Genomic DNA, 19,810 nt, shown 5'->3' on the forward strand with positions numbered 1-19,810 from the left:
TCGCGAAATAGGGTCAGTGCCTCATTTAGCAAGTGCTCGCGAAATAGAGGGAACCCCGAATTGACTCATGGAGAAGATTTCACTTCCGCGGCTCCCCCGGGCGCAGGGTCGAGCCCCGAAAGCACGCAACAGGCAGCGAAGAGCCCGCTGTGTGCGGCCATGGCATTGAGAAATCAGCTCCGCCAACCAACCCGGCGACCAGCGACACTGTGAATGCTGCATCCACATCATCCACGGGTCAAGTCCTAGCGCGTACGCAACGTTTCCGTGCGCTCGAAGCGCCCCCGGGCCAGGAAGGCCAACTGCGCTTCCTTCTCCGCCAGCTGGATCTTGGGCCCGAGCTCGAAGCACGTGGCCTCCAGCCGACGCACTGCCTTGTCATTCCGGGCATCGGGTTCCACCACGATCCGGTCGATGGCGGGGTCGGCGAACATGAAGTTGATCAACGAGGTGACCAGCCGAGGCGTGAAATTCGGGACGGGCCGGGTGGCCGGTGCCAGCAGCAGGTGCATCCCGATGTCCTCGACCCGGGCAGGGTAGGCCTCGCCCACGGGATCATGCAGTGGCTCGTAGGTCTGGAAGAGGGCCACCGGTTCGCCATCGAGCAGCACCAGGAACGCGTGGTGCGTCTCAAGCGACTCGAGGAACTGGTAGACCTCCAGGACGTCGCTGCGGGAGTACTGGGTCATGCCCCAGAACCGGGCACGGTCCTGCGTAACCCAACCGTGGATGAGGTCGAGGTCTCCCTCCGGGGACAGCGGCACGATCCGTACCGTCCCCCAGGATTCGAGGTCCTCGGTGTAGAGGGCGGTGCGAAGGCCGAGATCCCGGGCCGTTGTGGGGGTGGTTTTCATGGGGTCCTTCCGGATGGGGGTTCCGTGGCAAGAGAGGGGTCTTTGACCAGCAGGTTCCAGTCCGTGATGACCGGAACGAGGCCTCCGGCCGCCCAGAGCGGCAGTTGGTCGGAAAAATGGGGGCTTTCAGGGTTGCCGTCCGCGCCAAACGGGACGACCCAGCGGGAATTGGCGCGGTCCGCGAGGTCCCAGACGTAGCGGGCCACCGGGCCGCGGAAGCTGCGGTCCTCGACACCGGGCAGGGACTCGGTGGAGAGCACGCAGCCGGTGTCCCCGGAAAGGGCCGCGGTCGGGACTCGGGACGCGAGCCTGTCGGGGAGCTCGTGCACGGCAAGGAGCGTGTGTCGCTCGCCCCACTTTTGCTCCGATCCGGCGGAGGCCTCGGCCAGGGCCGCGGCGGCCTCCACCGCAGGGTCGATCCCCAGCTCCGTGCCGCGAAGCAACAGGGTCTCAACGGCGAAGCCCACCCGGGACGCCACGGAAAGCCACGGCCCGAACAGCGGCGCATACCCGTGTGCTCCGGCCAACGGCTCCAGGGCAGGATGCCGGGCAATCCCGTGGACCAAGGCCGAGCGCCACGCGGCGAACGCCCCTGCGTCGGGACTGTCCGAGGACATGTGGCCGTCCCATTCGAGGATGCGGGAGCGGAGCCGGGCGGCGGCGGGCGGCAACACACCGGCATCGAGCGATTTCAGCAGGGCACGAAAGGCGGGCAGCGAGCCGAGCAGGGTGTCCGAATGGATGGCCTGCATGGCGTCCACGGTGAGGGGTGCGGCCTCCGGGGCTTCCAGGAGTTCGCGGATCCGCCGGGCGCGGTGGGCGGGGGCGAATTCCATCCCGACGGCGTCCCCGCCGCCTGCTTCGCGGTCGTTGGCGCTCACCTCAAAACGGTCCACCCCGGTCCTCGGCAGCCGAACATAGCTGCCGTCCCAGGCATGCTCGGGCGAGGCCGCCGGCACCGGCACGCGCCGGTTCTCGTGGTTCCGCTCCGGCACCAACCCGGCGAGGAAGTGCCGGACAGTTCCTTCGGTGTCCGCGGCGAGAACGCTGTTCACCGGCTCCACCCACCGTTGCAGCGCCGTCTCCACCTCGTCGACGCGGCGGCTGCGCAGCAGCGGCAGGAGTGCATCGAAACCCAGCCGCCGCTCGACCCGGGCCGGCATCCGCAGGCTCAACGCGCCACCATTTAGCCCCCCGGCGATGACCGGACCGCGGGTAGTCTCGATAACCTCCACGTCCTCGGACTCGCCGCCTCGGACCAAGATCATCTCGACGCCCGCGACCGCGGATTCCCAGCCCAGGGGGCCGCGGGCCTGGATGCCGTCTTCGCTCCGGCGCAGCTCTTCTTCGAAGAGGTCCTGGTAATCGGCCATGGCGTTGGTGATGGCCCAGGCGGTGTGGCCGGTGTGGCCGAAGTGCGGAAGACCCGGAACACCGGGGAAGGCGAAGCCGACTGCGTCGAATTCCGGACAGGAAAGGTGAACCTGCTGGTAGACGCCGGGCAGCTCCAGCAGGCGGTGCGGATCGCCGGCGATCAGCGGGGATCCGCCCGCGGTTGCCGACCCATGGGCGGCCCAGGCATTGCTGCCGGAGAACACCGGGGCCTCGATGCTGAACAGGTCAACGGCGTCTGGTCCGAGGGTCCGGGCGACATGGGCGCGGAAGAGCTTGTTCGGGAACGTGGAGAAGAGGATGTGCTGGACGAGAAACACCCCCAGGGGGGTCCACGGGTTCCACCGTGCCGGAGCGGTGCCGGACTCCTCGAATTCCGGTCCTCCGCGCACCCCGGCCTCGAGCGCCTGGTTGATGCCGGCCACGAAGCTGGTGCACCAGCGCTGTGTGTCGGCGTCGAGGGCCGCGAAGCAGCGACGCGCAGTGTCGTCGAGCCTGCACTGCCGGGAGAAACGGTCCCATGGCAGGCCGTCGGCGCCCAGCATTTCAGCGGTGCGTCCCTCGGAGCGCCAGCGTTCCAGTTCGATCTGCCATGAACGGTCCGTGGCGGCGTTCACGCCCTGCAGGCGCGCCAGCTGGTCCGCGGAATCGGCACGCAGATGCGGGATCCCCCAGGCATCGCGGTAAGTGCCTGCGCCCGGGGCATTGCCGGAGGTGTGGTTGCCGGGGACGGCGGGGTCAGGCGTCTTTGTCACAGGGGCACTCTCGAAGTTAGGTTAGGCTTACTTTAGTCAAAGATAGATGACTGGGGCGCCTACTCAAAACCGGGGCGTTGCGTGAAGGAGTGTTGTATGAAGCGCAGCTGGCATGCCCCAAGGGCCTGGGTCCCAGAATTTCACCTCGGCGCTGCCGCGTCCTGGTGGACCCCGATCCCGCGGACGGAACTTTCATCCTGACTTTCAGACGGCTCGACGCCGTGCAGGACCCCCGTCTCGGCATTGCGGGAATACCGGCACGACGCACTTCACAGGCGAATCGTTAACCACGAAACCGCTGGCGACCGGATAGGAACGCCAGCGGTTTTCGCCACCTAACTTGAAAATCACCGAGGGCGCCGACTTCACCGTTGCGGTGAAGCCGGCGCCCTCGGGCCGATGTGGTTGGGGTGGGACCTAGAAGTCCCAGTCCTCGTCTTCGGTGTTGACGGCCTTGCCGATCACGTACGAGGAACCCGAGCCGGAGAAGAAGTCGTGGTTCTCGTCGGCGTTCGGGCTCAGTGCCGAAAGGATCGCCGGGTTAACATCGGTGACCGATGCCGGGAACATGGCTTCGTAGCCCAGGTTCATCAGCGCCTTGTTGGCGTTGTAGTGCAGGAACTTCTTGACGTCCTCGGCCAGGCCGACACCGTCGTAGAGGTCGTGGGTGTACTGGACCTCGTTCTCGTACAGCTCGAACATGAGCTCGAAGGTGTAGTCCTTCAGCTCCTGCTTGCGCTCCTCCGAAAGTCCCTCCAGGCCCTTCTGGAACTTGTAGCCGATGTAGTAGCCGTGCACGGCCTCGTCGCGGATGATCAGCCGGATCAGGTCTGCGGTGTTTGTCAGCTTGGCGCGGGAAGACCAGTACATCGGCAGGTAGAAGCCGGAGTAGAACAGGAACGACTCGAGCAGGGTCGAGGCGATCTTGCGCTTCAGCGCGTCTTCACCGTAGTAGTAGCTCTCGATGATCTGCGCCTTCTTCTGCAGATTCTCGTTCTCGGTGGACCAGCGAAATGCGTCGTCGATTTCCTTGGTCGAGCATAGGGTCGAGAAGATCGACGAGTAGCTCTTGGCGTGCACGGACTCCATGAACGCGATGTTCGTGTAAACGGCTTCCTCGTGCGGGGTGAGCGCATCGGGGATCAGCGAGACGGCGCCGACGGTTCCCTGCAGGGTGTCCAGCAGGGTCAGGCCGGTGAAGACGCGCATGGTCAGCAGCTTCTCGGGCTCGGTGAGCGTGTTCCACGACTGGACGTCGTTGGACAGCGGGATCTTCTCCGGCAGCCAGAAGTTGTTGACCAGTCGGTTCCACACCTCGACGTCCTTGTCGTCCTGGATGCGGTTCCAGTTGATGGCTTCGACGTGGCTGGCCAGCTTCAGCTTCTCAGTCATTTCCGTCCCTCTTCTTGCTAAGTTTTTGGTTGTAACGGGTGCGCGTACGACGGCGGGTTGGAACCCGCCGCCGTACGCATTCGGTTGTTAGGTTATCGCGACCTGGCAACCGGGGGTGAAACGGCTGCGACTAGAGCATGCAGCTGACGCAACCATCGACTTCGGTTCCCTCGAGTGCCAGCTGGCGCAGGCGGATGTAGTAGAGCGTCTTGATGCCCTTCTTCCATGCGTAGATCTGCGCCTTGTTGATGTCGCGCGTGGTGGCCGTGTCCTTGAAGAACAAGGTCAGGGACAGGCCCTGGTCCACGTGCTGGGTGGCAACCGCGTAGGTGTCGATGATCTTCTCGTAGCCGATTTCATAGGCATCCTGGTAGTACTCCAGGTTGTCGTTGTCCAGGTACGGGGCCGGGTAGTAGACGCGGCCGATCTTGCCTTCCTTGCGGATCTCGATCTTCGCCGCCACCGGGTGGATGGAGGAGGTCGAGTTGTTGATGTAGGAGATCGAACCGGTCGGCGGGACGGCCTGCAGGTTCTGGTTGTAGATGCCGTGCTCCATAATGGAGGCCTTCAGCGCACGCCAGTCGTCCTGCGTCGGGATGTCGATGCCGGCAAAGAGCTCGCGCACTCGCTCGGTGGCCGGGACCCATTCCTGGTCGGTGTACTTGTCGAAGAACTCGCCCGAGGCGTACTTCGAATCCGCGAAGCCGTCGAAGGCCTCCCCGGTTTCGATCGCGAGCTTGTTCGAGGCACGCAGCGCGTGGAACACCACGGTGTAGAAGTAGATGTTGGTGAAGTCCAACCCCTCTTCGGAGCCGTAGTGGACGCGTTCGCGGGCCAGGTAGCCGTGCAGGTTCATCTGTCCCAGGCCGATGGCGTGGGTCTTGGCGTTACCTTGGGCGATCGAGGGAACCGAGTTGATGTAGGACATGTCCGAGACTGCGGACAGAGCGCGGATAGCGGTCTCGATCGAGGCCCCGAGGTCCTTGCCGTCCATCGCCTTGGCGATGTTCATCGAGCCGAGGTTGCAGGAGATGTCCTTGCCCACGGTCTTGTAGCCCAGGTCCTCGTTGTACTCCGAGGGAGTCGAGACCTGCAGGATCTCCGAGCACAGGTTGCTCATCGAGATCTTGCCCTTGATCGGGTTGGCGCGGTTTACGGTGTCCTCGAACATGATGTACGGGTAGCCGGACTCGAACTGGATCTCCGCCAGGGTCTGGAAGAACTCGCGGGCGTTGATCTTGGTCTTCTTGATGCGCGCGTCATCGACCATCTCGTAGTACTTCTCGGTGACGAAGATGTCGCTGAACGGAACGCCGTAGACGCGCTCGACGTCATACGGCGAGAAGAGGTACATGTCCTCGTTCTTGCGGGCCAAATCGAAGGTGATGTCCGGAACCACGACACCCAGGGACAGGGTCTTGATGCGGATCTTCTCATCCGCGTTCTCGCGCTTGGTGTCCAGGAAGCGCAGGATGTCCGGGTGGTGCGCGTTGAGGTACACGGCACCTGCACCCTGGCGTGCGCCCAGCTGGTTGGCGTAGGAGAAGCTGTCTTCGAGGAGCTTCATCACGGGGATGACACCGGAGGACTGGTTCTCGATCTGCTTGATCGGGGCGCCGTGCTCGCGGACGTTGGTCAGCGAGAGGGCAACGCCGCCGCCGCGCTTGGACAGCTGCAGCGAGGAGTTGATGCCGCGGGAGATCGACTCCATGTTGTCTTCGATGCGCAGCAGGAAGCAGGAGACGAGTTCACCGCGCTGGGCCTTGCCGGCGTTCAGGAACGTCGGGGTGGCGGGCTGGAATCGTCCCTCGATGATCTCGTTGACCAGGGCGACTGCCATTTCCTCGTTGCCGCGGGCCAGGTGCAGTGCAACCATGCAGACGCGGTCTTCGTAGCGCTCAAGGTAACGCTTGCCGTCAAAGGTCTTCAGCGTGTACGAGGTGTAGAACTTGAAGGCACCCAGGAAGGTCTCAAAGCGGAACTTCTTGGCGTAGGCACCGCGGTAGAGGTCGCGGATGAAGTTCATCGTGTACTGATCGAGCGTCTCGCGCTCGTAGTACTCGTGCTTGACCAGGTATTCGAGTTTCTCATCCAGGTCGTGGAAGAACACGGTGTTGTTGTTCACGTGCTCCAGGAAGTACTGGCGTGCCGCGGCACGATCGGCCTCGAACTGGATCCGCCCATCTGCCCCGTAAAGGTTCAGCATGGCGTTCAGCTCGTGATAACCCAGGCCCTGAAAAGCGGCCGGCAATTCCTTAGAATCCTGCTTCATTTCAGGTACTGCGACTTTCGTGTCCAAAAGACTTCCAATCCTTCGCGAACCCGGGTCACATCTTCTGGAGTGCCCATGAGCTCAAATTTATATAGAAGCGGAACGCTGCATTTGGCTGCGATCTTGATTGCGGCCAAGCAATATGTGGTTCCAAAGTTTGTGTTTCCGGCCCCAATTACGCCTCGTAATAGGTTTCGGTTGCGCGCATCGTTGAGGAACTTGACGACTTGCGGTGGTATTGATCTTTCGCCCTTTTCACCGCCATAGGTGGGAAGCAGTAGCACATACGGCTCAGCCGCCACCAAGTGCGGTTCGTGGTTCAGCAACGGAATGCGAGCGCATTCCAGACCCAGTTTCCCCACGAATCGGTGGGTATAGCCCGAAGCGGAGGAGAAATAGATCAATTTGCTGGTGGTAAGTACCTCTGCCGGAAAGGCGTGATCATGCATTGGCGGTGTTGCCAACGATGAAGCAGGCATCTTGATCGCCTCGAAATCACTGGAATCGGTAACGCTGGAGGTGGCTGGTTAGGCCACGGAGGAGCTCAAATCCTGGGCCAGCTCATCAATTTTGTCCGGTCGGAAGCCCGACCAGTGGTCGGCATCGGTGATGACGACAGGTGCCTGCATGTAGCCCAGGGCGCGTACGCGCTCCAGAGCAGCGGGATCCTGCGAAATGTCAACGCTCTGGTAGACGATGCCCTTCTTATCAAGAGCTCGGTAGGTTGCGTTGCACTGTACGCATGCTGGCTTCGTGTAAACCGTGACGGTCATATCCGTAAATCCCCTCGTGCAAAATCTGTGTATGTGAAGTGGCTGGGTCCCTATGCGCATTCCCCGCGGGAAGAGACATACGAACGTTTTGCTCCGACGGCGGTTGAGCCCTCAAGAGGCGGGGATTCGTACATTTCTCCGTATTCCGGCGGTTCGCGCACTAGGCCTCGCCAGCTAATTCAATACTACATCTAGTGGGGCTCGGGGCGTTAGACCCCAACATGATGTATTACACCCCTGTCATTCGACCCCACGCCTGTCCACAAGCCTTGTGGATAAAGAGCAGCCTTTAAACCGCATGAATCCAGCGAACTAGAAAATCTATCCACACCCTGTGGAACAATCGACCACAGATTAAAGAACTGGCGTGTCGTTCAGCACGGCGTGTCGAGCACATGGCGCCAAATCACTAGATATGGTCCGACAGCACGAACGCTACCACTACTGGTGGTAGCCAGGGCCGCCAAACGCCGCACTTTCCCCCACAAAAATTGCATCTTGTCGAGGGCCGCACTCTTGAAAAAGATTTGCCCCTGAGGCGGCTGGAAATTGGATGAACGACCGACGCACGATCCCTTCGCGCACCAGCACGAAGGCGAGGGAATTGAAGCGGATAAAAGGCAAGCTTGTCCAGTTTCCAACGTAGGTCGGTGCATGACTGGAGACTTGGTTCCGAGTGTCGGCAAAAGATGAATAGCCCGCCGCAGTCGCGGTCCCAACGAACCGGGAATCCGCCACCACCAACCCCGTTTAGGTCAAGAATCCCGAGTGTTGCCGCGGCGGTCGGAGCATTTGCGGCGAATTGCTCCCGATTGCGGCGAAACCCGAGGGGTTCGGACTGCTCCGTGCAGGCTAGCCGGCGACAGGCAGCGCCCGAGCGCCGAAGATTCCCTGTCCCACACGCACCACTGTCGCACCCTCTGCAATGGCCAGCTCAAAGTCGCCACTCATGCCCATGGACAGTTCCTCGATGGACATTTCGGCGGGCACGCTCTCGCGCAGTGAGTCCCGGAGTTCCCGCAGTCGCACGAAACATGCGCGAACCGCTTCGCTGTCGTCACTGAACAATGCGAGCGTCATCAGGCCCTTGACGTGGAGCCGGTCAAACTGGGGCAGCTGATTCACGAATTCCCGAACGTCGTCCGGCGCAAGGCCGGACTTGCTTTCCTCGTCGGACGTATTGACTTGGACAAAGACATCGAGTTGGCGGTCCTCGACTTCGAGCCGGCGTTGCAGGGCTTCCGCCTGGCGAAGGTTGTCAAGCGCCTGGAATTCGTCTGCATACTTCGCCACGAATTTTGCCTTGTTGGTTTGCAGGCTTCCAATGACGGAGAACTTCAGTCCCGGTATGTCGGCCAGGAGTTCCGCCTTTCGAGCCACCTCCTGGACCTTGTTTTCCCCCAGGAAGTCCATGCCCGCCGCGATAGCCAGGCGAAGGCGGTCCTCCGGCACGGTCTTGCTAACCGGCAACAACCGGATCGAGGCGGGGTCCCGCCCGGCCTTCCGCGCCGCGGCATCGATCCGGGACCTGACAGAGGCGAGATTTTGCTTGAAATCGTCGATTGAGTTGGCCTGGGCGGCGGCAGGGTTGGAGGAGTTCAGCGACTGTGTCATGGAGGGGAAAGTCTTTCACGATGAGGAGCTTCGAAGGCATGGCGCATCGTTTAGGATGGCCAGTGCACCAACGCCAACATAGCATGTCCCGCCCGGGCCTTGGCTTACCCGCTCGCTGTCCCTCCCCCATCTGGCGCGCTCCCCATTTTGGCCACCACCGCGGGGCCGGGATCCAACTGGCGCGCAAGGTGGCGCGCGTCGCGACCGGCCCCACCCATGATGCCGGAAGTAAGTCCGTATCGGAACGGAATGCCGAGAAACCCAGTCCGGAAATCCCGGTACTGACGCCCTTGCGGTGGAATGGATAGCCGTTCTCATCTGCCCCAAGCCCCTCGATTCATGAATAATCCTGGCGGTATCCCATGGCCCAGATGATCGTGGACGCCCCCTGGAATGCCTTACGGCGGCGCTCGGTACATCCAAGACGCCTCGGGGCATTGCCGTCGTGCTCTCCAGCTGGCCTAGCGATGGCAACGCGCGTATGGCATCCAGGCGCAGGGGCCTGGCCGACGCCACCGCCAACGTGGGTCACCGACAGGAGCCGGACTCATGACTGGTCGACTGGTTCAGTTGCAGTCCAAAGGAAAGCGCCACCCCTCCATCGTTGGAGAGGTGGCGCTTGGCAAATGGTTGAATGCGGCGTATTAGATTTTTTTTACGACGGAAGACTTGAGCTGCATGGGCCCGAACCCATCGACCTTGCAGTCGATGTCGTGGCCGTCGACGCCGTTGACCAGACGGATGTTGCGCACCTTGGTGCCGACCTTGATGGACTGGGCCTGCCCCTTGACCTTCAGGTCCTTGACGATGGTGACGGTATCGCCGTCGGAAAGCACCTTGCCGACGGAATCCTTGATAACAGCTTCCTTCGGCTCATCCACTGCGTCAGCTTCGGCCGACCATTCGTGGGCGCACTCGGGGCAAACCAGCAGCGCGCCCATTTCGTATGTATAGGGGCTTGAACACTGCGGGCACGATGGCAATACGTCAGTCATGCCCATCATTCTAGTACGACCCCGGAACTCGTCGGTCTGGCCGCAAACCCCACGCGGAAGTACGTCCCGGCCTATAGACCGATGAGCCGCCCCACACCAACTGCTGCGCATGCCCACAGAACGCTGACGAAGGTTCCCAGAATGAACTGCTCCGCGGCCGCGTGTTGCTTAAGCTCGGAAAACCGTCCCAGTCCCTTCACTGCCAGAACCACCGCCAGGCCCTCGGGCCAGGAGGCCCACAGAGTCGAGGCTATTGCCGCGCGTTCCAGCAACCCGATCCACATGCCTCCGCGCAGCGGACTCGGCTCCACCTCATCGTAAGCGTCGTCCCCGGCGGCCCTTTTAAAAGCCGCAAGCCGGAAGACCGTTTCGGTGACCGGCCCTCCGCCCAGGGTTGCAGCCGCAACACTGGCCACGACCACAAGTTCATGGGGAATGGAGGATGCCACGGGAAGGTGGCCGCCGATCGCAGCGGCAAGACCTGCCAGACCAAGCACGGCCACGAGCAGGTAGCTGGTGGCCGACTGCTGCAGCGGCCAGCGAAAGCCGGAATCCGCAAAGTATCTAGGGGTGCCCAACGGAACAACAACGACCAGGAATGCCAAGGCAATCCAGCTCATGAACCCTGCCCGCCTTCCATCGTCATCGAATAGTCTGTCAGCGCCCGACCCGCCAAGTTGGTGAGCCTGGCGGTCTCATACCAGAGCCCCGAAGCCAGACGGGCCGAAACGGCCTGCTGCGAGATTTCTAGGCGCGCAGCGACCTGCTGCTGGGTCAGGCCCTGTGACACCAGTGTGCCGGCCTCTGCCGACGTTTTGGTTCGTCGCGCGTTGACCAGAGTGAGGAGCTGCAGTTCGGCTTCGATCCGCTCCGCTTCCGGCCCTGGGCCGGACAGCGCCAGGGCGCCACTTGAATTCTTTGCCCGCTCAACCGCATCCCGCGCATATTCAAAGGCCGGGCCCCGCCCCGCCCGGGTTTCCCGGGGCATCGGGGTCTGCACCGACCCCACACCGATTCCCACGCTCCACTCCCCCGTGTGTGCAACGTCCAAGGCCAAGGCAACGGCCATGACACCGTCGTCGAGCACTCCTTGCAGCTCATCGCCCGCGGTTCTCTCGAATCCCCGCACCGCGTTGTACTCACCGTCCAGTCGGCGCAGCAGGGATTCGACCTTGTCCGGCCCCGAGCGGGACCTACGCTGGTCTATGGTGATGACAATCATGACACAAACTTACAGGCTTGTAGCATCATTCACAATGCCTAAGGCTTGTTGATCGTTTCACAAAGGTCGGCCCATGCCAGTGCCCCGGCACCATCTGGCAGGAAACGAAGGGCTTCTCCGAACATGCCCGGCCACGAGCGGAGCACCGTCGCGCTTCCGTGGCCCGAACCGGGGCACGACTGGGCCCCGGGGAAGCGAAAAGGCCCCCGCCGAAGCCGGAGACCTTTTCATTCATACATTTTGGTGGAGGTAAGGGGATTCGAACCCCTGACCTTCTGCATGCCATGCAGACGCGCTACCAACTGCGCCATACCCCCAAATGAGAGCCGCCCTTGCGGGCAACTCAACCATCATAGGCCACACAAAACGTGTGGCGCAAATCGAGGGGCCTAGAGCGAATCCGGGAGCGTTTCGATGTGCGACATGTCGGTGGCCGGCTCGCCCGTGGTCGGCAGTTCGATAACCGGGCAGTCGCCCCAGAGGCGCTCCAAGGCGTAGAAAACGCGGTCTTCGTTGTGCTGGACGTGGATGACGACATCCGAGTAGTCCAGCAGGACCCAGCGGCCCTGGCCGCGGCCCTCGCGGCGAACCGGACGGATCTCGAACTTCTCGGCGAGCTTGTCTTCGATCTCGTCGACGATCGAATTGACCTGGCGCTCGGAGGCAGCCGAGGCAATCAGGAATGCATCGGTGACGCCGAGGCGTTCGGAAACGTCCAATGCGACGAGGTTTTCAGCCTGCTTCTCGGCTGCGGCAAGGGCAGCTGTCTGCACCAGGTCGATGGAATGTTCGTGGGCGCTCATGGGGGTTCTCCTTGAGAATTGGGTGCGACGCGGTGGGCGCTAGTTTGAGTTCAGGAACATGATGAGACCGGCAACGAGTGCCGCGCCTCCAACGGACAAAGCCGCGATGACCATCAAGTACATGTTGTTGGCACGGCGCATTCCGGCGGTCTGCACATCCAGTGGCTCAAGCCCCTGCGCGCGCACGGCACGCACGGGTGGGCGAGCCAGAGAAGGCCCAACATTTTCGGCGGGGGCATCCTTGGTATCGGGTGCTTCCACTGCCTTGCCGACGCCCGGGGCCACGGAAGGCCTGGGGCCGGCGGGTGCGGCGGCCGCGGCTTTCGCCGCCGCCGTCCGTGCCGGTGCTGCTGCGGCAGCTTGTGAAGCGGCGGGCGACGTGGAGTCGCGAGCCGGTGCCTGGGCCGGAGTAGCAGCCTTTGGCTTGTGCGCAGGTGTGACCGCCGGGGCTTTCGCTGCCGGGGTCGTCGGCTTCTGCGCGTGGGGCGCTGAAGCCGGAGTCTTTGTGGCCGGGGCCGCGGGGGCCTGGCGGCCCTCGACGATGGTGCCCTGGTCGGTCATGGCAATGTTGTAGCCGCGCGTCAGCGGACCCGAGACGCCGGTGTTGACCAGCTTCTTTTCGATGTCCTCTTCGCGGAGGTGGTTCATCGCCCCGGTGAAGGGGTCCGAGCGGCGGGCGCCGGCACGCTGGGTGTTTTCTTCCTGCATGCGCTGGCGTTCGGCTGCGCGGCGGGAAATGATGGCGGCGCGGGCGGCGAGTTCGCGCTGCTGTGCCAGGACCTCCAGGTCCACTTCGCCCAGGTCCTCTTCGGGCTGGATCAGCAACGGCTCGCTTGGGGCCGCCCCACCGGAGCGCCGACGAAGCGCAAGCGCGTCCTCCACGCTCATCTGCGGCGCCGTTCCGGGAGAAGGAACCGGGGGGCCAACGGGTGGTTTTGCAGCGGCGGGCTTCGCGGGTGTCTTGACTGGAGGCTTCGTGGCGGCTGCAGGTTTGGCGGCTGCAGGCCCGGACGCCGCGGGCTTGGCGGGCGTTTGCTTGCCATCCGCTGGCTTGGCGTCCGCGGGCTTGGACGCAGCATCGGCCTGCGGCCCTGCTTCAGGAGCCTGGGTCGCCGTGCCCGGTTTGGCGACGGAACCCGCTTCCTTGGCGGTGCCGAGCGCCTGGAGGCGCATCTGCTTGCGGGTCAACGGCGCGGGATCGTCGCCCGGCGACGGATCCTTGGGGGAAAGCTCGGAGACTTCCTGCTCCAGCCGGCGGCGGGTGCGCAGGGCTTCGCGGTCGCGGGCGCGCTGCAGGGATGTTCGTTCGGTGCGCTGCGAAACGGCATCGACTTCCCCGGCGGCGGCGCGGCGGCTGCGAACGGGTTCTTCGGGCTCCGGCACCGGCTTAGGTGCGGCGGCGGCCGGTGTCGTACTTAACGGTTTCGCCGCGGACTTGGCGGCCGGTGCAGGGCTCTTCGCGGCCGGTGCAGGAGCCTTGGGTGCAGGCGTCTTCGCTGCAGGTGCCGGGGTCTTGGCCGCCGGGGCGGGAGCCTTGGCCGACGGCGCAGGGGATTTCGGCGCAGGCGCAGGAGTCGCCGCCGCCGGGGAGGCGGGAGCGGAAGGCTGGGCGGCCGCCGTCTTGCCGGCAGGGCTCGCGGGCGGCTGGCCCGACGCCTGCTCTTGGGCAAGCTTCGCTTCGGCCTCGGCACGTCGCTGCTCCCGCAGGGCTCGCCTGCTGAGCGCGGGCCCGGTCTCGTCGCTCATCTTGTCCATTCCCGGCCGTCTCTAGTCCTGGCCGTTGCTTACTGCGTTGTTCTTGTCGTTGTACAACTTGTACTTGGCGATGTACTGCACCACGCCATCGGGCACCAGGTACCACACCGGATGTCCGGTCCGCACCCGTTCCCGGCAATCCGTCGAGGAAATCGCCATGGCCGGCACTTCCATCAACGAGACGTCGTTGCGGTCCAGCACCGGCAATTCGTGGCCCGGCCTGGTGACCCCCACGAAATGGGCCAGCTGCCAGAGCTCCTCGGCGTCCTTCCAGCCCAGGATCTGGGCCATGGCGTCCGCGCCGGTGATGAAGAACAACTCCGCGTCGGGACGCTGTGCGCGCAGGTCCCGCAACGTGTCGATCGTGTATGTGGGGCCGGGACGGTCGATGTCCACCCGGCTCACCGTGAAGCGGGGGTTCGCCGCAGTGGCGATCACCGTCATCAGGTAGCGATGTTCGGCCGGAGCCACGTCGCGGTCAAGTTTCTGCCAGGGCTCCCCGGTGGGAACGAATACGACCTCGTCGAGGTCGAAGACGGCTGCGACTTCACTGGCGGCCACGAGGTGGCCGTGGTGGATCGGATCGAACGTGCCGCCCATGACGCCCAGGCGAAATGGGCGGTCCGTTCGTTCGGCCTCGAGACGGCTAGTGATGGCCGTGCTTGTTTGCGTGCGTGCGGTGCGTGTCCTCGGGCTCGGCCTTGACGTCGTGGCGGTTTGCGACGTTGGAGTACGACATGGCGATCAACAGCAGCAGCATGAAGACCACGAAGATGCCGCCTCCGACAATCAGGGCCTGCGTTTCGGTGGACATGCCGCCACCGGTGCTTTCGGCAGCGGCAATGGCCACATTCAGGGACTGGGTAAACATGTTTCTCCAGGTTGTTGCGTGCCGGACGCGCACATGCGTGCACGGCACTGTCTTGTAACTTTTATGACTCGTTAGCCTCTATCGTACCCACCTTGGCACGCGGCTACGAACGAACATGCCCATCGCCTTGCACAATCCACTTGGTGGTGGTGAGCTCGCGCAGTCCCATGGGGCCGCGCGCATGCATCTTCTGCGTGGAAATGCCGACCTCGGCGCCCAGGCCCAGCTGACCGCCGTCGGTGAAGCGGGTGGAGGCGTTGACGATCACCGCGGCCGAATCAACCTCGGCAATGAAGCGCTCGGCGTGGGAAAGATCGTTGGTCAGGATCGCCTCGGTGTGCCCGGTGCTGTGCCTGCGGATGTGCTTGATGGCACCACCCAGGTCATCGACCACGGCAACGGCGAGGTCCAGGTCCATGTACTCGGTGTCCCAGTCGGACTCCTGCGCATCGATCGTGGGGGTCGAACCGGCAAGCGCCTTGGCGCGTGCATCGACGTGCAGGCGCACCCCGGCCTTGTGCAGGGCGGCGAGGACCTCGCCGGAGGCCTTGGCATTGGCATTGAGCAGCAGTGTCTCGACGGTGTTGCACACCGAGGGGCGCTGGGTCTTGGCGTTGAGCAGGATCGGCACGGCCATGGAGGCATCGGCCGATTCGTCGAGGTAGATGTGCACGTTGCCCTCGCCGGTCTCGATGACCGGGACGCTGGCGGTGGTGACCACGCGCTGGATCAGCTCGCGGCCGCCGCGCGGGATCAACACGTCGATCTGGCCGCGGGCACCCATCATGGCGTCGGCGCCGTCGCGGCCCCAGGCATCCACCGAGGCCACGGCGTCGGCGGGCAGCCCGACCGATTCCAGGGCGTCGCGGATCAAGGCCAGCAGCGCCACGTTGGAGTGCGCCGCGGCGCTGCCACCGCGCAGCAGCACTGCGTTTCCGCTCTTCAGGGCGAGCCCTGCAATGTCGACGGTGACGTTGGGGCGCGCCTCGTAGATCGCGCCGATTACGCCCATCGGGACGTGGACCTGGCGCAGCCGCAGCCCGTTGGGCAGGGTCTGGCCGCGCAGCACGGTGCCCACGGGATCCGGCAGCCCGGCCAGTTCCTCGAGCGCGGCGATCAGTGCGTCCACGCGCTTGTCGTTGAGCTTGAGCCGGTCCAGCAGCGCGTCGGAGGTCCCGTTGGCCTTTCCCGCGGCGATGTCCTTGGCGTTGGCCTTGATCACGGATGCGCGGTGGGTATCCAGCGATGCGGCAATGGCCAGCAGCGCGCGGTCCTTCCAATTGCGGTCGGCGCGGGCCAGCACGCGCGATGCGGAACGGGCCCGGTCGGCCAGCTTGCCCACGGCAACCCGGGCATCCTGGATGCCGGCGGCGGTCCCGTCCACGGAGGAAAGATTCTGCGATGCGTCGATGTTCTGGCTCATGATCACCTATTCTACGGTGGATGCGACGAAGCCCGCCCCCATGTTAAGCATGGTGGCGGGCAGAGGCGTCGCGCCGTTCGCGGGCGGCGGCTTTCGCGAACGGATCGGCTAGACAACGACGAGGTCGTCGACGTGCACCACCGCACGTTCGAATTGGCTGCCCAGGTCCTCGCCGAGCTCCCGGGTGGAGCGGCCGAGCATCTGCGGCAATTCGGCCGAGGAGAAGTTCACCAGTCCGCGGGCAATGACCAGTCCGGCGGCGTCGGTGATTTCCACCGCGTCCCCGGCCTCGAAGGAGCCATTGATCCCGGTGATCCCTGCAGGCAGCAGCGAGGCGACGCCAGAGGCGACGGCACGCACGGCACCGGCATCCAACAGCAGTCGTCCCTGGGTGGTGGCCAGGTGCGCGAGCCACAGCATCCGGGTGGAGCGCCGACCGCCGCGGGCGGAGAACCAGGTTCCCACGTCCGCCCCGGCCAGTGCAGCCGCCGCGTTCGCGGTGGAGGTCACCAGGGCGGGGATGCCCGATTCGGCGCTCATGGTGGCGGCCTCGACCTTGGTGGCCATGCCCCCGGTGCCCAGCCCGGCTCCCCCGGTGGACCCGATGCGCAAGCTCGCCAGGTCCTCGGCGCGATCGACCCGGGACACGCGCACTCCCCCGGCGTTCGGCGGTGCGTCGTAGACGGCGTCGACGTCGGAAAGCAGCAGCAGCGCGTCGGCCTTGACCAGGTGCGCCACCAGGGCGGCGAGCCTGTCATTGTCGCCGAAGCGGATCTCGTGGGTGGCGACGGTGTCGTTTTCGTTCACGATCGGCACGACACCCAGCGCCAGCAACCGGTTCAGCGCCCGGAACGCATTGGCGTACTGCTGGCGGCGGATCAGGTCGTCGGCGGTGAGCAGCACCTGGCCGACGGTGACGCCGTGGGCGGAAAACGCCTGGGTGTATCTGGCCATGAGCAGCCCCTGGCCCACCGAGGCAGCTGCCTGCTGGGTGGCCAGGTCGCGCGGGCGGCGCCCCAGGTCCAGGGGCGCCAGACCGGCGGCGATCGCCCCGGAGGACACCAGGATCAGCTCGGTTCCCGCGGTGTTGACTGCCGCGAGTCGGTCGACGAGGGAGCTTAACGCTTCCTCCGAGATCCCCCCGGCCAGCGTGGTCAGGGACGAGGAACCGACCTTGACCACGATGCGCGAGGCACGCGGCAGGTCTTGTCGCTGGGTGATGCCCGAGGGATGGTTTGTGGCGCGCACGGTGCTGTTTTACTCCCCGGACTTGGGTAGCTGGTGCTTGTAGTTGACAGACTCCGTCCAGATTCCGGCCTTGCGCTCGGCTTCCAGGTCCTCGCGGGCAGCTGCCTTGGCGCCCTTGCGCGCCTCGTGCTCCGCCTTCTTCTGCTCGCGGGAGGGGCGCGCGGCAAATTCTGCCAGGCGTTCGTCCTGTCCACGGCGCGAACCAAGCAGCTCGGCGCCGGCGGCCATTGTCGGCTCCCAGTCGAAGACCACGGCGTCGACCTCGGAGCCAATCACCACGGCATCGCCGGGCTTGGCGCCGAGCTTGTAGAGCTGGTTTTCGACGCCGAGCTTGGCCAGGCGGTCGGCGAGGTAGCCAACGGCCTCGTCGTTGCGGAAGTCGGTCTGCATGATCCAGCGCTCGGGTTTTTCGCCGATCACGCGGAAGAGTGGCTCGAGGTTGCGCTCCTCCTTGCGGATGACGAACCCTGCCTTGCTGGCCTTGGTGGCCCGCGGGCGCAACACCTCAACGGGCACGGGCAACGGGGCGGCCTCGATCTTGGCGCGGGCCTCGGTGACGAGTTCGGACATGGCGAAGGAGAGCTCGCGCAACCCCTCGCGGCTCATGGCCGAGACCTCGAAGACGCGGTAGCCGCGCTTCTCCAGTTCCGGGCGCACGAATTCGGCCATGTCGCGTCCGTCGGGCATGTCGACCTTGTTCAGGGCGATGAGGCGCGGGCGTTCGTTCAGCGGGATGATCTGGCCATCGGCACCGGCAAACGAGGAATCGACCTCGTAGGCGTCGAGTTCAGCCTGGATGGTCTCCAGGTCGGCGACCGGGTCGCGGTCCGTTTCCAGGGCGCCGCAGTCGAGCACGTGCACCAGGGCGGCGCAACGCTCGACGTGGCGCAGGAATTCAAGACCCAGGCCGCGGCCCTGCGAGGCACCCGGGATCAGGCCAGGCACGTCGGCCACGGTGTAGCGGACTTCCCCGGCCTGGACCACGCCAAGGTTCGGAACCAAGGTGGTGAAGGGGTAGTCGGCGATCTTGGGCCGTGCGGCGGAGAGCGCGGCGATCAGCGAGGACTTGCCGGCCGAGGGGTAGCCCACCAGGGCGACGTCGGCGACGGACTTGAGTTCGAGGATGACCTCGGCGGCGGTGCCGGGGGTGCCCAGCAACGCGAAGCCGGGGGCCTTGCGGCGCTGGCTGGAGAGCCCTGCGTTGCCCAGGCCGCCCAGGCCGCCGGAGGCAACAATGTATTCGGATCCGTCACCGATGAGGTCGGCGAGGATGTCGCCGTCGCGGGTCTTCACCACGGTGCCCTCGGGCACGGGCAGGACCAGGGTCTCGCCGTTCTTGCCGGGGCGCAGGTCGCCCTTGCCGCCTTCGCCGTTTCCGGCGTGGCGGTGGGGCGAGTGGTGGTAGGACAGCAGGGTGGTGGTCTGGGCGTCAACGCGCAGGATCACGTCACCGCCGTTGCCGCCGCTGCCGCCGTCGGGTCCGCCCAGGGGCTTGAACTTTTCGCGTTTGATGGAGACACAGCCGTGCCCACCGGAACCACCGGAGACATGGAGGACCACTCGGTCGATAAAGGCTGCCACGGTTGAAAGCTCCTAGCAAAAAAAGGGGGGTGGCGTCTTCCGCTGCCTGCCCGAGGGGCGCGGTGCGGAAAACGCTGGGGGTTTTGGAAAAACACATAGAGGGTGAGCCGTGCGGCCCACCCTCTACAGTGTAATGAATGCGGTTACGCGCTAATTAGCCAGCGGTAACGATGTTCACGACTTTACGGCCGCGACGGGTGCCGAATTCGACAGCCCCGGCTTCAAGTGCGAACAGGGTGTCGTCCTTGCCACGTCCCACGCCGGCGCCCGGGTGGAAGTGGGTGCCACGCTGGCGAACGATGATTTCGCCGGCCGAAACGACCTGACCACCGAAGCGCTTGACGCCAAGGTACTGGGCGTTGGAATCGCGACCGTTGCGAGTGGAACTCGCGCCCTTCTTATGTGCCATTGAAAATGCCTACCTTCAGGTAATGAGAATTCTTGGAATCAACCGCAATTAAGCGATCGAGGTGACCTTGACCTTGGTCAGCATAGAGCGGAAGCCCTGGCGCTTCTTGTAACCGGTCTTGTTCTTGAACTTCTGGATGACAATCTTCTGGCCGCGAAGGTTCTCAATGACCTCGGCGGTCACCTTGACCTTGGCAAGCTCATCGACTGCCGAAGTTACCTTCTCGCCGTCAACCAGCAACAGGGCTGGCAATTCAATGGAGGCGCCGGGGGCAGCCTTCAGGCGGTCAAGGGTAACGAGGTCTCCAACAGAAACCTTTTCCTGGCGGCCGCCAGCGCGGACAATTGCGTACACCACGTGGGTACTCACTTCTACTCGACGTTCAATCTGTCTTGCTGCGCATCACTACCCCAAAAGAAACCGGGGATTGCGCTGTGCTGGCACGCCGAGC

19 protein-coding genes and 1 tRNA gene are annotated in these 19,810 nt (G+C 64.3%); all 20 read right to left on the reverse strand.

Annotated features, from left to right (window positions below; genetic code table 11):
• Nucleotides 1–245: 245 nt before the first annotated feature.
• The 20 genes from ACIPUB_RS02550 to rplU all read right to left on the reverse strand — a co-directional run bounded on the left by ACIPUB_RS02550 (nucleotide 246) and on the right by rplU (nucleotide 19,716).
• Nucleotides 246–854 (reverse strand): GNAT family N-acetyltransferase, encoded by a 609-nt coding sequence (locus ACIPUB_RS02550; RefSeq protein WP_407605928.1) that lies wholly within the window; start codon nucleotides 852–854, stop codon nucleotides 246–248.
• Nucleotides 851–3,001: a penicillin acylase family protein gene (locus ACIPUB_RS02555; protein WP_407605929.1), complete on the reverse strand. Its 2,151-nt coding sequence runs from the start codon at nucleotides 2,999–3,001 to the stop codon at nucleotides 851–853. The genes ACIPUB_RS02550 and ACIPUB_RS02555 overlap by 4 nt, the downstream gene beginning before the upstream one ends.
• Before the next feature lie 417 nt (nucleotides 3,002–3,418).
• Nucleotides 3,419–4,393: a class 1b ribonucleoside-diphosphate reductase subunit beta gene (nrdF, locus tag ACIPUB_RS02560; protein WP_264269051.1), complete on the reverse strand. Its 975-nt coding sequence runs from the start codon at nucleotides 4,391–4,393 to the stop codon at nucleotides 3,419–3,421.
• Between the two features lie 130 nt (nucleotides 4,394–4,523).
• Entirely contained in the window at nucleotides 4,524–6,665 is a 2,142-nt protein-coding gene (nrdE, locus tag ACIPUB_RS02565) for a class 1b ribonucleoside-diphosphate reductase subunit alpha (RefSeq protein WP_310287750.1), read from the reverse strand.
• A complete protein-coding gene (gene nrdI, locus ACIPUB_RS02570) occupies nucleotides 6,662–7,144 on the reverse strand; it encodes a class Ib ribonucleoside-diphosphate reductase assembly flavoprotein NrdI (RefSeq protein WP_407605930.1) in 483 nt (160 codons plus the stop codon). The genes nrdE and nrdI overlap by 4 nt, the downstream gene beginning before the upstream one ends.
• A 48-nt stretch (nucleotides 7,145–7,192) precedes the next feature.
• The gene (gene nrdH, locus ACIPUB_RS02575; protein WP_217387827.1) at nucleotides 7,193–7,438 is read right to left on the reverse strand and encodes a glutaredoxin-like protein NrdH; all 246 of its coding nucleotides are present in this window, start codon (nucleotides 7,436–7,438) and stop codon (nucleotides 7,193–7,195) included.
• Between the two features lie 852 nt (nucleotides 7,439–8,290).
• Nucleotides 8,291–9,052 (reverse strand): YggS family pyridoxal phosphate-dependent enzyme, encoded by a 762-nt coding sequence (locus ACIPUB_RS02580; protein ID WP_310287755.1) that lies wholly within the window; start codon nucleotides 9,050–9,052, stop codon nucleotides 8,291–8,293.
• Nucleotides 9,053–9,696: 644 nt separating this feature from the next.
• Complete coding sequence (locus tag ACIPUB_RS02585) at nucleotides 9,697–10,047, reverse strand: zinc ribbon domain-containing protein YjdM (protein WP_310287757.1); 351 nt, start codon at nucleotides 10,045–10,047, stop codon at nucleotides 9,697–9,699.
• A 71-nt stretch (nucleotides 10,048–10,118) separates the two neighbouring features.
• On the reverse strand, nucleotides 10,119–10,667 hold the full coding sequence (locus ACIPUB_RS02590; RefSeq protein ID WP_407605931.1) for a hypothetical protein: 549 nt from the start codon (nucleotides 10,665–10,667) through the stop codon (nucleotides 10,119–10,121).
• Entirely contained in the window at nucleotides 10,664–11,269 is a 606-nt protein-coding gene (locus tag ACIPUB_RS02595; RefSeq protein WP_407605932.1) for a hypothetical protein, read from the reverse strand. The genes ACIPUB_RS02590 and ACIPUB_RS02595 overlap by 4 nt, the downstream gene beginning before the upstream one ends.
• 241 nt (nucleotides 11,270–11,510) lie before the next feature.
• Nucleotides 11,511–11,586, reverse strand: a tRNA-Ala gene (locus ACIPUB_RS02600).
• A 72-nt stretch (nucleotides 11,587–11,658) separates the two neighbouring features.
• Nucleotides 11,659–12,072 (reverse strand): ribosome silencing factor, encoded by a 414-nt coding sequence (gene rsfS, locus ACIPUB_RS02605; RefSeq protein ID WP_310287764.1) that lies wholly within the window; start codon nucleotides 12,070–12,072, stop codon nucleotides 11,659–11,661.
• 39 nt (nucleotides 12,073–12,111) lie between these two features.
• Nucleotides 12,112–13,818, reverse strand: coding sequence for a hypothetical protein (locus ACIPUB_RS02610; RefSeq protein WP_407605933.1), 1,707 nt, complete (start codon nucleotides 13,816–13,818; stop codon nucleotides 12,112–12,114).
• Nucleotides 13,819–13,839: 21 nt separating this feature from the next.
• Nucleotides 13,840–14,481, reverse strand: a complete 642-nt coding sequence (gene nadD / locus ACIPUB_RS02615; protein WP_264269203.1) for a nicotinate-nucleotide adenylyltransferase — start codon at nucleotides 14,479–14,481, stop codon at nucleotides 13,840–13,842.
• Nucleotides 14,474–14,698, reverse strand: coding sequence for a hypothetical protein (locus tag ACIPUB_RS02620; protein WP_310287769.1), 225 nt, complete (start codon nucleotides 14,696–14,698; stop codon nucleotides 14,474–14,476). The genes nadD and ACIPUB_RS02620 overlap by 8 nt, the downstream gene beginning before the upstream one ends.
• A 103-nt stretch (nucleotides 14,699–14,801) precedes the next feature.
• Entirely contained in the window at nucleotides 14,802–16,121 is a 1,320-nt protein-coding gene (locus tag ACIPUB_RS02625) for a glutamate-5-semialdehyde dehydrogenase (RefSeq protein ID WP_310287774.1), read from the reverse strand.
• A gap of 108 nt (nucleotides 16,122–16,229) precedes the next feature.
• Nucleotides 16,230–17,369 (reverse strand): glutamate 5-kinase, encoded by a 1,140-nt coding sequence (proB, locus tag ACIPUB_RS02630; RefSeq protein ID WP_310287776.1) that lies wholly within the window; start codon nucleotides 17,367–17,369, stop codon nucleotides 16,230–16,232.
• Nucleotides 17,370–17,378: 9 nt separating this feature from the next.
• The gene (gene obgE, locus ACIPUB_RS02635; RefSeq protein WP_407605934.1) at nucleotides 17,379–18,950 is read right to left on the reverse strand and encodes a GTPase ObgE; all 1,572 of its coding nucleotides are present in this window, start codon (nucleotides 18,948–18,950) and stop codon (nucleotides 17,379–17,381) included.
• A gap of 154 nt (nucleotides 18,951–19,104) precedes the next feature.
• Entirely contained in the window at nucleotides 19,105–19,359 is a 255-nt protein-coding gene (gene rpmA / locus ACIPUB_RS02640; RefSeq protein ID WP_217387816.1) for a 50S ribosomal protein L27, read from the reverse strand.
• Between the two features lie 48 nt (nucleotides 19,360–19,407).
• Nucleotides 19,408–19,716, reverse strand: a complete 309-nt coding sequence (gene rplU, locus ACIPUB_RS02645) for a 50S ribosomal protein L21 (protein ID WP_264269065.1) — start codon at nucleotides 19,714–19,716, stop codon at nucleotides 19,408–19,410.
• Nucleotides 19,717–19,810: the final 94 nt, after the last annotated feature.

This window comes from Paeniglutamicibacter sp. ORCA_105, assembly GCF_045798545.1.
Taxonomy (GTDB): Bacteria; Actinomycetota; Actinomycetes; order Actinomycetales; family Micrococcaceae; genus Paeniglutamicibacter; species Paeniglutamicibacter sulfureus.

Bases quoted from the DNA above. Each gene is read 5' to 3' on its own strand.
- nrdF (WP_264269051.1), bottom strand. From the start codon at position 4,393: ATGACTGAGAAGCTGAAGCTGGCCAGCCACGTCGAAGCCATCAACTGG.
- rpmA (WP_217387816.1), bottom strand. From the start codon at position 19,359: ATGGCACATAAGAAGGGCGCGAGTTCCACTCGCAACGGTCGCGATTCC.
- nrdH (WP_217387827.1), bottom strand. From the start codon at position 7,438: ATGACCGTCACGGTTTACACGAAGCCAGCATGCGTACAGTGCAACGCA.
- ACIPUB_RS02625 (WP_310287774.1), bottom strand. From the start codon at position 16,121: ATGAGCCAGAACATCGACGCATCGCAGAATCTTTCCTCCGTGGACGGG.
- nrdE (WP_310287750.1), bottom strand. From the start codon at position 6,665: ATGAAGCAGGATTCTAAGGAATTGCCGGCCGCTTTTCAGGGCCTGGGT.
- ACIPUB_RS02610 (WP_407605933.1), bottom strand. From the start codon at position 13,818: ATGAGCGACGAGACCGGGCCCGCGCTCAGCAGGCGAGCCCTGCGGGAG.
- ACIPUB_RS02580 (WP_310287755.1), bottom strand. From the start codon at position 9,052: ATGACACAGTCGCTGAACTCCTCCAACCCTGCCGCCGCCCAGGCCAAC.
- ACIPUB_RS02620 (WP_310287769.1), bottom strand. From the start codon at position 14,698: ATGTTTACCCAGTCCCTGAATGTGGCCATTGCCGCTGCCGAAAGCACC.
- nrdI (WP_407605930.1), bottom strand. From the start codon at position 7,144: ATGCCTGCTTCATCGTTGGCAACACCGCCAATGCATGATCACGCCTTT.
- ACIPUB_RS02585 (WP_310287757.1), bottom strand. From the start codon at position 10,047: ATGACTGACGTATTGCCATCGTGCCCGCAGTGTTCAAGCCCCTATACA.
- ACIPUB_RS02550 (WP_407605928.1), bottom strand. From the start codon at position 854: ATGAAAACCACCCCCACAACGGCCCGGGATCTCGGCCTTCGCACCGCC.
- rsfS (WP_310287764.1), bottom strand. From the start codon at position 12,072: ATGAGCGCCCACGAACATTCCATCGACCTGGTGCAGACAGCTGCCCTT.
- ACIPUB_RS02595 (WP_407605932.1), bottom strand. From the start codon at position 11,269: ATGATTGTCATCACCATAGACCAGCGTAGGTCCCGCTCGGGGCCGGAC.
- ACIPUB_RS02590 (WP_407605931.1), bottom strand. From the start codon at position 10,667: ATGAGCTGGATTGCCTTGGCATTCCTGGTCGTTGTTGTTCCGTTGGGC.